Source organism: Roseivirga sp. UBA1976, from assembly GCF_002336325.1.
GTDB classification, from domain to species: Bacteria; Bacteroidota; Bacteroidia; order Cytophagales; family Cyclobacteriaceae; genus Roseivirga; species Roseivirga thermotolerans.
Genome location: NZ_DDDQ01000033.1, coordinates 1 through 12796 on the forward strand (window position 1 = coordinate 1; position 12796 = coordinate 12796).

Below are 12796 nucleotides of genomic sequence, written 5' to 3' on the forward strand. Positions count from 1 at the left end.
TAAAATTTCAGATAAAAAGGGAAGGGTTTATGTGCTTAAGTGGGCCACTATAGCAATAGCTCTGGCCGATATTATGGTGGCTTTTACACATACCAAACCCATGCTACTGGCCAGTTCAATTGCTTTTGGTATTGCCGTTGGCTTAAACACGCCCACCATTTATGCCTGGACCATAGATCTAAGCCATGACAAAGCCCGCGGACGCGGCATTGCTACCATGTATATAGCCCTGGAAATAGGTATTGGATTAGGAGCTTTTGCGGCCGGACTCATCTATGGTAATGTGATTGAAAATTTACGAGAAGCCTTTCTGGCTTGTGCCATACTCTCTCTTTTGGGCTTCTTATTTTTAAACTTCGGCTTATCTTGGGGAGAAAAACTGTTTAACAACCCTTCCGATGAGGTTTAACCCAAAAGCTACGCCCTTTTTTTTGCTCAGCGTCTTTCATTTGGCCGCGTTATTAGCCGACTGGACTCTCGTGGGGCAGATCACTAAACCTTTACTCATTCCTTCTCTGTTTTTATACTTTGTTAGAACCACTCCCAAAAGCCCTCTGAATGGATACATCAAGGCAGCTCTGGTTTTTTCATTTTTGGGAGACACCCTTCTTATTTTTAGCGGAAACAATGCCTGGTTTTTTCTGGCCGGTTTGTTAAGCTTTTTGTTGGCTCATGTAGTCTATCTTCTTGTGAACATGAGCGCAGTAACGGTTTTGGAAAAAGGTTTTAAACCGCAATGGCAAGACATTCCCTTTATGCTGTATGGTTTGGCCATGTTTTCAGTAGTTAAGCCAGGACTAGGGAATATGTATGCGCCTGCTTTGCTCTACACCGTTATTATTTGCCTAATGGCAATCACGGCCAGAAAACGATGGAAGAGGACGGGTTCCGATAGTTTTTGGCTTATAATGGCTGGGGCTCTATTTTTTGTATTGAGCGACAGCATTCTTGCCTACAATCGGTTTGTAGCACAAGCCTCCTGGGGTACCCCGGCTATAATGGCCACCTATTTAACCGCACAATTTCTGCTGATTGAAGGTTATCGCGAGTTTATTCTAAAAGTGAAAAATCCAGAAGCGAATTAATTATTTCGCCTAACTCTGCCAGAACCTGAAACACTAGTGTTCACTCCAGTGGGTTGACCCGAATAGTACACACTACCACTGCCGGAAATTCTTACCTCCAGTTCGCCAAAAACTGCAACTGATGCCCTCCCAGACCCGGTGATGGTTATGTTGTAGTCATCGGCCTTTAGACTTTCTGCATAGTACTTACCTGAGCCGCTTATGCCTAGTGATGCTTCTTGGGCCGACCCTTTAAGGTCTATGTTGCCGGAACCGGAAATCTTAGACTGTATTGTTTTAGCATCTACTTCCAGCTCTATATCTCCCGAACCGGAAATGGACAATCTCAAATCGTCAGTTTTTATAAGTCTTTGCCCTATAACATCTCCTGCTCCGCTAACAACCACCTCTCTAAGATCGCGAACGGTAATGTACACATTCACCCTACCAGTGCCTCGGTCGCCCCAGCTAAACCAACTTCTTCTTGATCGGCTTGAAATACTCAGTCTATTGCCTCGCACTTCGGTAATCACTTCTTCGAGTGTCTCACCATCAGCCTCCACAATCACCTCATTCTTATTGCCTTGCGTTACATATACTTTGCCGGAAATATTCATGGCAATGCCGTTGAAGTCTCCCACATTTCTGGTTTCTTTTTGCTGAGACCAGGCTGATAGAACCACAAAGCTCAGCAACACAACAAAAATTGTTCTTCTCATAATCGACATATTTTACAAAGTATAGACCTAATGAAACGGCCAAGGTTGCATGCCATCTATTGGGCCAATATCTTTTTTGTAGCCAATCTATTAAATCTGGTGTACAAAGCAACTGCGGCCACGGTAAGGCCAATTAACAAACCATACCAAACGCCCTGAGGGCCCAAATCGAGTACAAATCCAAACACATAACTGCTTGGTATAGCCAGCCCCCAATAAGAAAGTAAGGTAATCCAGGTAGGTACCCGCACATCTGACATACCCCGCAAGCAGCCCAAACCAACCACCTGAACTCCATCTGACAACTGGAAGAGACCGGCAATTACAATCAGCGAGCTGGCTATACCCACCACTTCGGCATCATCTACATAGAGCTTTGGAAAAAAACCGTTAAACAGAATGTAAACCAGTGAACAGGCCGCCATAAAAACCAAAGCCATAATGAAGCTGGTATTTCCTGCCCTTCTCAAATTCGGAAAATCTCCTTTCCCCAATTGGTTACCCACCCTAACAGTTGAAGCTGCCGATATGCCGGAGGCCATCATATAACTAATGGCCACCAGGCTAATGGCAATTTGGTGGGAAGCCAGAGGAACTGTGCCCAACCAGCCCATCATTACGGCCGCCATAGCAAAAGCCCCTACCTCAAAGATGAACTGTCCTCCCGTAGGAATACCGATTTTTAGCATGGGCTTAAAGAAGTCCGCCTTAAACCTGTTCAATACAAACCCGGCTCTAAAAGCCTTGAAACGATGATAGCGTCTCACAAATACCAGCATGGCAATGGCCATTAGCACTCTGGAAACTAGCGTAGACCAGCCGGCCCCATTGAGCCCTAACTCCGGGAAGCCCCACTTACCAAAAATGAGCAGGTAATTAAGCAACACATTTAAGCCGTTGGCCAAAATGGTAATGTACATAGTGGGCTTGGTGATAGACATCCCTTCAGAAAACTGGCGGAACCCCTGAAAAACAATAAGCGGAAAAAGAGAGGAGGCAATTATGAAAAAGTAGGGAGTCCCTAAATCAATTACTTCTGCCGGTTGTCCCATATAAGGAAAAACTGCGGTAAGTGAATACATGAGCATTACCATTAGCAGGCCTAATACCAGACACAAAATAATTCCGTGTCTTAGCAAGCGAGTAATCAGGTCGTTGTCCTTTTTACCATCAGCCTGAGCCACCATGGGGGTTATACCATACGAAACACCAATACCGAACATCATAAACACCGCCAGAAAATTACTGGCAAACGAAGAAGCAGCCAACTCTTTAGGCCCAAGCTGCCCCACCATTATACTATCGACAATACCTACCATAATATGCCCCAACTGACTGAGCATAACCGGATAGGCCAACAAAACCGTTTTGTTAAAATGATCTTTATAGGATAATAATTGCGCCACTAGATATTTTTTATTCGGGCATATTTGAGTAGCCCACCCACACTCAGACTATCGGTAATACGACCATCCATTACCCATTCTACAGCCTCTTTTACGGAAAGCTTCTTGATAGCTATATCTTCCGTCTCGTCAAACTGAGTTTCACCTTGAGAAAGTTCCGTTGCCACGAAAACCATACCCAACTCATCGGTTACAGAATTGGAGGTGTGGATTTTGCACAGAAATTCCAGCTTTTGAGCAATGAGTCCGGTCTCCTCTTTTAGCTCGCGCAAAGCACCTTCCTCATAGCTTTCGGTAAAGGGCACCGCACCCATAGGAATCTCCCAACTGTATTCGCTGAGCGTATATCTGTATTGGCCCACCAACCAGGTATTGCCTTCACCGTCTACAGGAATAACTCCCACAGCCCTCCCTTTGAACGATACCTTACCATATATACCCGGCTTTCCGGAAGGGTTAATTACCTGATACTCATTGAGCCTTATCCATTGGTTTTCATAAATCAACTTTTCGCCAAGGGTCTTCCAGGGACTTTTCTCTTTGCTCATGGCCCAAAAATAGAGAAAGCTTTCAAGTTGTTGAGGGCTATTGTTAAGTTTAAACCACAATGTTAAAGGCATACTACAAAGAGGGTATTGTTGAGGCAGGTTGCGATGAAGCCGGCAGGGGACCTCTGGCCGGGCCGGTAGTAGCAGCGGCAGTAATTCTGCCAACAGACTACAAGCATCAGCTTTTAAACGATTCGAAAAAACTGAATAAAAAGCAGTTGAATGAACTGGAAGAAGTAATTAAGCACGATGCGCTGGCCTACTCTGTGCAAGAGGTAAGTCACTCTAAAATCGATGAGATTAACATACTAAACGCCAGCTACCTGGCCATGCATTTGGCCATAAAAGACCTAAGTATTATTCCTGAATTGTTGCTTATTGATGGTAATCGGTTTAAGCCCTATCCCGGCATTGCCCATGAGTGCATAGTAAAAGGCGATGGCAAATACATGAGTATAGCTGCTGCATCCATACTGGCCAAAACACATCGCGACAGAATTATGACCCAACTGGCTGAGCAATATCCCGGTTACGGATGGGAAACCAATGCAGGCTACCCCACCACTAAGCACCGCGAAGCCATCAGAACACTGGGCATAACACCCTACCATCGTAAATCATTCAGGCTATTGCCCGAGCAGCTGGAACTGTTTTAGCGAATTTTCAGCCCGACAGAGCGAAGAGAAGACTTTAAACACCAAAGAAACCGGCTCAATGCTGTTGATATACCTTGGCCACAATTCGCCAGCCGCTATCAAATTTGAGCAAACTCAAATAGTCTGTATACACATGTTTCCCTTGGTTGAACAACTCTACCTTTACCTGTGCAGCATGGCCCGTAACATCTACTAAGGCAAACTTATGATCCCACTTGTTTTTGGGGTCGCCAGGGTCGTAGTTGTTGGCCTTTCTTTTTTCAACCCCATCGGCCCAAACTGCAATAGGGTATTTACTTATGGACTCACCTTTGGGAGAGTAAATAGCAAAATCTTCATGAAACCCCTTTCGCATCGCATCTGCATTCAGCTCATTAAATGCCCCGTTGATATAGGCCTTCAAGATCAGCTGTTTTACTTCCTCTTCTGCCTTTGCTTCAATAGCATTTTTGTGGGTAAAAGATAGGGTTAGCAGTGCCACGAGCATAAGTGACGTGCTAAGGATCAGTATTCTTTTCATAATGGAGAGCTTTTGGTTTATAAACTTCCTAACTCATTCACGAAGCCGTGGGTTACAAAGGCTTGAGTCAAAACGGAACGTCATTCCCCGATAGGTCAGTGATCTCCATCGTTTTTTGAGCTAAAACTATAAAGAAACGCCCCTAAAGAGGAATGACGTGCTATTTGTGCAATTCTTGCTATTCGTAGCGGAGCGACTCTACCGGGTTTCTTTTGGCTGCGTTAATCACTTTACCGGAGATAGAAATGAGGGTCACTAACAGTATGATAACAATAGGAACCAGCGCACTAATGAAGTTTGGAGTTACATGATAAGTCCAGATTGTGCCCATTAGAAGACCGGCTAGAAAAATACCCAGCCCTCCTCCTAGTATTGAGGCTACGCCTACAATAATGAGAAACGGACGATTAATAAGCGTGGTGATTTTGGCTATTGAAGCTCCTAACACCTTTCGAATACCAATTTCCTTGGTTCTGCTTTGAATGTTTATAGATACCAGAGTGAACAGACCTATGGCAGAAAGCACCACGGCTATTACAGCCAGGAATATGAACATCTGCACAATATTCTTGTTTACATCGCGCGCTTCACCCAAAACGTTTATATCGTGGGTATAAATGGAGGTTGGTCTGTCGGGCACTACTTCTGCCCAGGTAGACTCCAGAAAATCGCGCGTAGCCCCCATTTCCTCATCGCTCACTCTCACAATCACCATGTTCAGGTCGCTTTCATTGCGTAGCCTGAGCATTACGGGGTTTATGGGCACCCAGAGACCAAACAGGTAGAAGTCCTTTACAAGTCCTACCACGGTATATTGCAATGAGTCGTTCATAGTTACTCGCTGTCCTACGGGATTCTCCCAACCCATACGAGCCGCCATTCTTTCGTTAACCACAACGCTTCGGGCCTTATCGGCCTCCTTATTGGCTGCATCGAAGCTCCTGCCGTCTAATACCTGTAGGCCTATAGTTTCAACATAATTGAGCCCCACATCTAATATGGTTGCCTGCACCTCAGAGCTCTCCGCCTTTAATTTGGTTTGATATGATCTCCACCCCACATGGCCGCTGGTTAGGGCCACTTCATCGATGGATGGGTTGCTGACTATTGCTGTTTTGAATCGCTCGGCTTCATTGGCGCTATTTAACTGTACCATCAAAACGCCTTCTTTTTCGTAACCCAGATCAAGATTCTCCTGAAAATTTGAGTTTTGAACGAAGGCAAAGCCTAATACCAACGAAAGCACGGAAATAAGCATTTGGATGCCTAACAACACCTTTGAGAGCAAGCTTGACGAGCTTACTTTGAGCGTTCCTCGCAAAATGGCAACTGGCTTGTATCTACTCACAAATATGGCGGGGTACCCTCCGGCCAATACCGCTGTAAGAACTAAAGTAGAGCAGAGGAAAATAATCATTCCCGGATTGTTCCAAAGGGTGAGCACTACATTGACATTGGGCCACATGTCGCTGTATTTGGGTACTAGCCATAACGAGAATAAAAGAGCTAATCCCAGAGCCAGGAAACACAACACCAGGTTTTCGCCTAAAAATTGAAACACCAGTTGACCGCGCGAGCCCCCCACTGTTTTGCGAATACCAATTTCTTTCAGGCGTTTGTTAGACATGGCTATGGCTGTGTTGGTAAAGTTGAAGCAAGCCAACAGCAATATGAGCAAGGCCATAATGTTGGGGGCAGTGATATGAGCAGGATGTAGGGTTTCGTTACCCAAAGTGGTGCCATCAACATCTCTTTGGTTAAAAGCTACATCGGCCATGGCTTGCACCCAGAAAGAATTAATTGGGAAATCCTTTTTTACCTCGGCTTGTAATGGCGCATACTTTTGAATCATGCCCGGCAAGGCCTGAGCTACCTGCGGATCTGCGGTTTGAATGAAAAGGCCATCTACAAAGATGGACCAATCGTCTTTGTCTACATTGAAGTTGCGGTGAAAGTTTTCGAAATCTGTAATGAGCTGAAACTGCAATGAACTCTGCAGGCCCGGTTCTTCAAACACTCCCCCCACAGTAAGGAGTATGTTGGGTCGCTCTGAAAGCACCAACTCAACGGTTTCTCCAACGGCATTTTCTTTGCCAAACAAAGAAATGGCTGTTCGGTTAGAGATTAGTACACTGGAAAGCTCTTTGTAACTGGCCGCATCGCCATGCAGCATGGGAAAGGTGAACATTTCCAAAAAATCATCATCTACAAAAGCCATTGTGCGATTGAACACATTGCTTTCGCGTTTAATTGTAACCCCCGATCGTTCGAACCGGCTCACCCATTCTACTCCCGGCACTTCCGATTTGAGTAAAGGCCCCAATGGCAGGGGAGCTTGACCAAAAGGCTGGCGGGCTCCATTCTGATCGATGTACACCGATACCTGATAGAGCTGGTCATAGTTCTTGTGCTGTTTATCAAAATTGAGTGCAAACTCGTAGTTCAGAAAAGCTACAATACAACAGGCTAGCGCCAAACCGAGACCAATAATATTAATGAACACGAAAACCTTGCTTTTGAGCAGGCTTCTTACCGTTACTTTTAAAAAATTTTTAAACATGAGTTTTGACCTTTGTTTTGGTTTGAAATTCTACTTCTAATCAAGCCGAAAAACAGCCTTGAGCTCTCTTTAATTCGCTGCTCCGGCAAGCATTCAGTATTAAAGACAGGTAGCTGACAAGCTCCTCTCAACTAATTAGAAGCGTTGGCATATTTGGTTTATAACCAAATAGATGCACAAAATCATTTATGGGTTGCCTGAACCCGAAAACAGCCTGAGAATTAATTTAACCAAAGCCTTTTTTTATACCTCAATGCTTACTTTTGTCGAGCAAAACGAGATTGAAATGGAATTAAAAAAAGTAGCATTAAACGACCTTCACGAAAGTCTGGGGGCTAAAATGGTTCCCTTTGCCGGTTACAACATGCCCGTGCGGTACACCTCAGACATTGAGGAACACAACACCGTTAGAAATGGTGTGGGAGTATTCGATGTTTCACACATGGGAGAATTTGTTTTAGAAGGACCTGATGCACTTGATTTAATTCAACGAGTAACCAGCAACGATGCATCTAAACTAGTTGACGGGCAGGCCCAGTATTCTTACTTACCCAATGACAAAGGGGGAATAGTGGACGACTTGCTGGTGTATCGCTTCAATGAGCAAAAATACATGCTCGTAGTCAATGCCTCAAACATTGAAAAAGATTGGGAGTGGATTAGCCGGTTCAACCACAAAGGAGTAAGCATGAGAAACGTTTCAGATTCTCATTCACTTTTTGCTGTGCAAGGTCCAAAGGCTGTTGCCACGCTTCAGAAGCTAACTTCTGTAGATTTATCTTCCATTAAGTTCTACAACTTTGTGGTAGGGCCAATGGCAGGAGTTGAGTATGTTATAATTTCGGCAACAGGCTATACCGGTGCCGGTGGTTTTGAGATATATGTACACAACGACCATGCAGAATCGGTTTGGAAGCAGATTTTTGAAGCCGGAGCCGAATTTGATATTAAACCCATTGGTTTAGGAGCCAGAGATACCCTGCGTCTGGAAATGGGTTACTGCCTCTATGGAAACGACATTACAGACGAGACCTCTCCTATTGCTGCCGGTTTGGGTTGGGTAACCAAGTTTACCAAGGAGTTCACTAACTCAGAAGCCATTCAAAAGCAAAAAGAGGAAGGGGTTTCCACCAGGCTTATTGCCTTTAAAATGATTGACAAAGGAATTCCCAGAAGTCATTATGAGCTAATGGATGCCGAAGAAAACGTTATCGGTGAGGTAACCTCGGGAAGCATGTCGCCTACTCTGGGTATTGGCATCGGCTTGGGCTATGTGAAGAAAGAATTTAGCAAAGCAGGTACCGAAATTTATGTTGCTGTACGCAATAGAAGATTAAAAGCGGAAGTAGTAAAACTTCCTTTTGTGCAGAAGTAAAGGAAATCAAAGGGTGGTGAACAACCAGCAAGTGAACCACCCTGAATTTATTTCAGGGTCCTCTTCTGCTGAGATTCCGAAACGAATTCAGAATGAGACCCACACCATTGATAGTTACCAACTAAGAATTAACAAATAAATTACCCTTCCATTAATGAACATAGACGTTTGCTACACTCCGGAATTGATCCATCAGTTTGACGTAACTGACAAAACCGTTGTAGTTATTGACATTCTCAGGGCGACCTCGTGCATGGTAGCCGGCCTGGGTACGGGTGTGGCAAGCATTACCCCGGTAGCTACCGTTGAAGAGTGTGAAGCTCTTGGTGCTCAAGGTTATGTAATGGCCGGAGAGCGAAACGGGCAAAAGCTGCCCCAGTTTCAGCTGGGCAATTCACCATTCGATTATATGGAAAAGGGGCTAAAGGGAAAGAAGGTTGCGACCACCACTACCAATGGCACTCGCGCACTGGACTTATCTAAAGAAGCTCCCGAAGTAATTATTGGCGCATTTTTAAACCTTAAGGCAGTAGTTAACCATCTCTCCAAAACCAAACGAGACATATTGCTTTTCTGTGCCGGATGGAAGGGGAAGTATAACCTGGAAGACAGCCTTTTTGCCGGAGCTGTTTTAGATGGACTTAAGAAGCAAGCCGAGTTCGATTCTGACGCGGCCACGGCTGCTTTTTACCTTTTTCAATCAATGGGCAAAGACCCCTACTATTTCATTAGCCGAAGCAACCATGCCAAACGCCTTACAAAATTCGGTATCATGAAAGACATAGAATACTGCTCGCGCTGCAACGAGTTTGATGTTGTGCCGAAACTCAAGAATGGGGAGTTGGTTGTTTAATTCGTTGCAGAAGGGTAGAGTATTCCATTCATAAAATTAGCCTATTGATTCCCACTCTATCTATACTATCATAGCTAGTTAAGATTACTGCATAGCAGTGTAATCGTAATAAAGTATAGGATTACTTGGTTAGATCACATAAAAACATTAGACAACTCCAGCTACAAGCTGTGTCTTCAAAGTACCTTATAAGAGCCATTTATGAAGACACAAACGGTGACAAAATATCAAAACAGGGACCAATCGGTAACTCTAATAAAATAGTAAGCCATATTAAGATAAACTGTGCTCAAAACAACCGGATTGCCAAATCAAGGATCCTTACTAGCGATAAATGATGCCTCACAAATGACGAATCGGACCAATCCCTGATTCCCCGTTAACTGATAACTCTTAACCAACCTACCCGGCCTGCGGCTTCAAATCTACCTGAACCTCTGCATTTTTAAGCACCTTCTTCAGGCGTTGGCTTTTTTCCCTGAGGCCATATACCCACCGGTTCATGGACTGGAATATTTTAGGTAAATCTGTGCGGAAAACATCGCAAAAAAGCACCACACGGGTTTCATCTGTTTTATTCCACACCGCATGTTTAAAAGTGTCGTCAAAGAGCACATCTTCACCTTCCTTCCAGTCGTAGCGCTGGCCACCATTCACTATATAACACTCCCCTTCTTTGGGAATAATTAGTCCGAGGTGATAGCGGTACACTCCTTTATAAAAACCATTATGTGGGGGAATATGCTTTTGAGGCCCTAAGATTGAAAACATGGCCGTGGTAATGCCCGGAATCTGCTTGAGCAACTCCGTTGTTTTAGGGGCTTTGGCACAGTTAGACTCCTGCCAGTTATCGTAAGCCTTAAACATAAAAACTCTCCAGGGCGATTTGTCCCCATCGTTGATAAAACGCTGAATTTTGTCTACCTCATGAAATTTCGGAATGTTCTGCTCATTCCTTAGTATTTCCAATAGTTCGGCCTGAATTACCTTCCAGTTGTCTTTAAGCAGTTGGTGGTCTTTAAAATGCTTTTCCAAATCTACCATAGGGGGATTTCTATAGAAAAGCCTAAGTACCAATGAAAAGGTAATGGCTATAAGGCTAGGCTCCACAAAGTAGAGAATCACATTCAGAACAATGAACGCGGCAATTACAACTCCTATAATTTCAAGAACTAACATGACCAGTGTTATTCATTTGTTTGATTGATGCGTGTCTAACGATTACTAACCAATGCAAAGTTTCCTGAAGCAGAAAAATTATTGCATCGTCACTTTAAATGTTGAGTTGGTAACCACCGTCATAGGTATTACCATACCCTGAGCTTCTACATCACCGGTTACACTTTGTTTAATAGTCACCGTTTCGGGCAATCCATTGCTCGTGCTAATCACATATTTATTTTCCTGTGTACCCGAGAGTTTGGTTTTCATTACCATACCCATTTGTTCAATGTTTCCATCGAGGTTCACCTTGGCATTTGCCAAAATGGTATTAGCATTTTCATAGCTATAGGTTGTAGCTGTTTCGATTGGGGCATTGTTCACTACCAGTTTGTTTGTCTTTTGCCATGTCTGGCTGTTGCCTTCAGGGTATATATTGAACTGCTGATTGAGTGAACTCAAGATGGTTTCTTTATCGTACACAGAAATAATCTGCCCTACTTCGCTACCGTATATCGTGCCTTGCAAATCTGACTTCAATCCGTTGACAAGCTCTTCCAGACCATAAACAGCTGTTACCTTGCCCTGAGCCGTCATAGTAAATTCATAAGATTTATCCACCATTAACCTAAACGGCAAATTCTGTTCGCCCTCGTTTTCAGAAGACATTTCCATTTGCATCATATCGGCATTGATGGCAAATGAACGCTTAAGTGCAGTGGTTTTGATGCGATACTCACCATTTTCCACGGCCAGTACTTCAAAAAAGTCTTTGGTTTGCTGAACCTGCTCCATCTCAGTAGACTGTCCCATAACCTGTTGGGTAATGTCTTGATTGAGGCTCATTTCAATACTGAACTTATCGCCTTTCTTTAAAGTGTATTTAGAAATGTTTTGAGCAGGTAATTGAGTGAATATGCAGGCAAGCAATGCCCAGGTAAGTATCGTTTTCATGATTTAGAGTTTGCGCGAATATAACGGATAATAGTTAGGATTTTAGTTTTTCATTATTCTTGTGCCGGTCTTTGTCGCGCGCGGTCTTTTTGGCCATTCTGCGCTCCCATGCCGCCTGCAGATCGGTTCCCGTTTGATTAGCCAGACAAACCACCACAAAAAGCACATCGGCTAGTTCTTCGCCCAAATCTTTGGCTTTGTCTGACTCTTTTTCTGACTGTTCCCCATATCTTCTGGCAATAATTCGGGCTACCTCACCTACTTCTTCACTGAGCTGAGCCATGTTGGTCAATTCATTGAAGTACCTTACTCCCACTGTTTTTATCCAGTGATCTACTTCTTCCTGCAGGGCAGAAATTCCCTTTATTTCTGTACTCATTATTTTTTGTCTTTTGTGTCTATGATAATGGTTACCGGACCATCGTTAATCAAAGATACTTTCATATCGGCTCCAAACTCACCCGAAGCCACTTCTTTTCCTAAGTCAATTGCCAATTGTGTCTTAAAGGCTTCATAAAGCGGAATAGCGATGTCGGGTTTTGCTGCTTTAATGTATGAAGGCCTGTTGCCTTTTTTGGTGCTGGCATGTAGTGTAAACTGACTTATTACCAAAGCTTCTCCTCCACTGTCAATCAGGCTCTTGTTCATCACCCCATTTTCATCATCGAAAATGCGCATATTGGCAATTTTTCGACTTAGCCATTCTACATCTTCCTGACTGTCGGCCTCCTCAATACCCAACAGAATCATCACCCCTTGACCAATGGCCGATTTTAATTTTCCACCTATGGCTACTGACGATTCCGAAACTCGTTGTACTACTGCTATCATGTTTCAAAAAAAGGATTTAGCCTTCTAAAATCGAAAGCAGAGGATAAATAATTCAAAAAGACAAAGCCATCATTCCGGAATTTTTCTCTCAACTTTTTTGAGAGAAAAAATATAGGGTTAATTACTTAAGTCGCAAGAAGTATATTTCT

14 protein-coding genes are annotated in these 12796 nt (G+C 43.8%); 5 read left to right on the forward strand and 9 right to left on the reverse strand.

Features of this window, described 5'->3' with window-relative positions; translation table 11 throughout:
- Together B3763_RS03040 and B3763_RS03045 are read left to right on the forward strand one after the other, a co-directional pair.
- On the forward strand, positions 1-409 hold a 409-nt coding region (locus tag B3763_RS03040), incomplete at its 5' end, for an MFS transporter (RefSeq protein ID WP_286743548.1).
- Complete coding sequence (locus tag B3763_RS03045) at positions 399-1085, forward strand: lysoplasmalogenase (protein WP_286743550.1); 687 nt, start codon at positions 399-401, stop codon at positions 1083-1085. The genes B3763_RS03040 and B3763_RS03045, both read left to right, overlap by 11 nt.
- Here B3763_RS03045 and B3763_RS03050 read toward each other — a convergent pair.
- The 3 genes from B3763_RS03050 to B3763_RS03060 are packed head-to-tail and all read right to left on the reverse strand — an operon-like array spanning position 1082 to position 3737.
- On the reverse strand, positions 1082-1783 hold the full coding sequence (locus tag B3763_RS03050; protein WP_189630344.1) for a head GIN domain-containing protein: 702 nt from the start codon (positions 1781-1783) through the stop codon (positions 1082-1084). The genes B3763_RS03045 and B3763_RS03050 overlap by 4 nt on opposite strands.
- A 56-nt stretch (positions 1784-1839) precedes the next feature.
- Positions 1840-3189, reverse strand: coding sequence for an MATE family efflux transporter (locus B3763_RS03055; protein WP_229838643.1), 1350 nt, complete (start codon positions 3187-3189; stop codon positions 1840-1842).
- Positions 3189-3737 (reverse strand): NUDIX domain-containing protein, encoded by a 549-nt coding sequence (locus B3763_RS03060; RefSeq protein ID WP_286743556.1) that lies wholly within the window; start codon positions 3735-3737, stop codon positions 3189-3191. Before B3763_RS03060 ends, B3763_RS03055 begins: the two co-directional genes overlap by 1 nt.
- Before the next feature lie 59 nt (positions 3738-3796).
- Here B3763_RS03060 and B3763_RS03065 point away from each other — a divergent pair, with 59 nt between their 5' ends.
- The gene (locus B3763_RS03065; protein ID WP_286743559.1) at positions 3797-4393 is read left to right on the forward strand and encodes a ribonuclease HII; all 597 of its coding nucleotides are present in this window, start codon (positions 3797-3799) and stop codon (positions 4391-4393) included.
- Positions 4394-4448: 55 nt separating this feature from the next.
- Here B3763_RS03065 and B3763_RS03070 read toward each other — a convergent pair whose 3' ends face one another.
- Together B3763_RS03070 and B3763_RS03075 are read right to left on the reverse strand one after the other, a co-directional pair.
- The gene (locus tag B3763_RS03070; RefSeq protein ID WP_189630341.1) at positions 4449-4913 is read right to left on the reverse strand and encodes a nuclear transport factor 2 family protein; all 465 of its coding nucleotides are present in this window, start codon (positions 4911-4913) and stop codon (positions 4449-4451) included.
- A gap of 178 nt (positions 4914-5091) precedes the next feature.
- On the reverse strand, positions 5092-7473 hold the full coding sequence (locus tag B3763_RS03075) for an ABC transporter permease (protein ID WP_286743562.1): 2382 nt from the start codon (positions 7471-7473) through the stop codon (positions 5092-5094).
- A gap of 286 nt (positions 7474-7759) precedes the next feature.
- On the opposite strand from B3763_RS03075, the gene gcvT reads away from it, so the two are divergent.
- A complete protein-coding gene (gene gcvT, locus B3763_RS03080) occupies positions 7760-8848 on the forward strand; it encodes a glycine cleavage system aminomethyltransferase GcvT (protein ID WP_286743586.1) in 1089 nt (362 codons plus the stop codon).
- A 154-nt stretch (positions 8849-9002) separates the two neighbouring features.
- Positions 9003-9701, forward strand: a complete 699-nt coding sequence (locus tag B3763_RS03085; RefSeq protein ID WP_189630338.1) for a 2-phosphosulfolactate phosphatase — start codon at positions 9003-9005, stop codon at positions 9699-9701.
- 402 nt (positions 9702-10103) lie between these two features.
- On the opposite strand, the gene B3763_RS03090 is transcribed toward B3763_RS03085, so the two are convergent.
- From B3763_RS03090 to dtd, 4 genes are all read right to left on the reverse strand, one after another.
- A complete protein-coding gene (locus B3763_RS03090) occupies positions 10104-10880 on the reverse strand; it encodes an aspartyl/asparaginyl beta-hydroxylase domain-containing protein (protein WP_286743565.1) in 777 nt (258 codons plus the stop codon).
- Positions 10881-10958: 78 nt separating this feature from the next.
- On the reverse strand, positions 10959-11816 hold the full coding sequence (locus B3763_RS03095; protein WP_189630336.1) for a DUF6263 family protein: 858 nt from the start codon (positions 11814-11816) through the stop codon (positions 10959-10961).
- A gap of 34 nt (positions 11817-11850) precedes the next feature.
- Positions 11851-12195, reverse strand: a complete 345-nt coding sequence (locus tag B3763_RS03100) for a nucleotide pyrophosphohydrolase (protein WP_189630335.1) — start codon at positions 12193-12195, stop codon at positions 11851-11853.
- Positions 12195-12647 carry a D-aminoacyl-tRNA deacylase gene (gene dtd, locus B3763_RS03105; RefSeq protein ID WP_286743569.1) on the reverse strand — a complete coding sequence of 151 codons (453 nt, stop codon included), beginning with the start codon at positions 12645-12647 and terminating at the stop codon, positions 12195-12197. The genes B3763_RS03100 and dtd overlap by 1 nt, the downstream gene beginning before the upstream one ends.
- Positions 12648-12796: the final 149 nt, after the last annotated feature.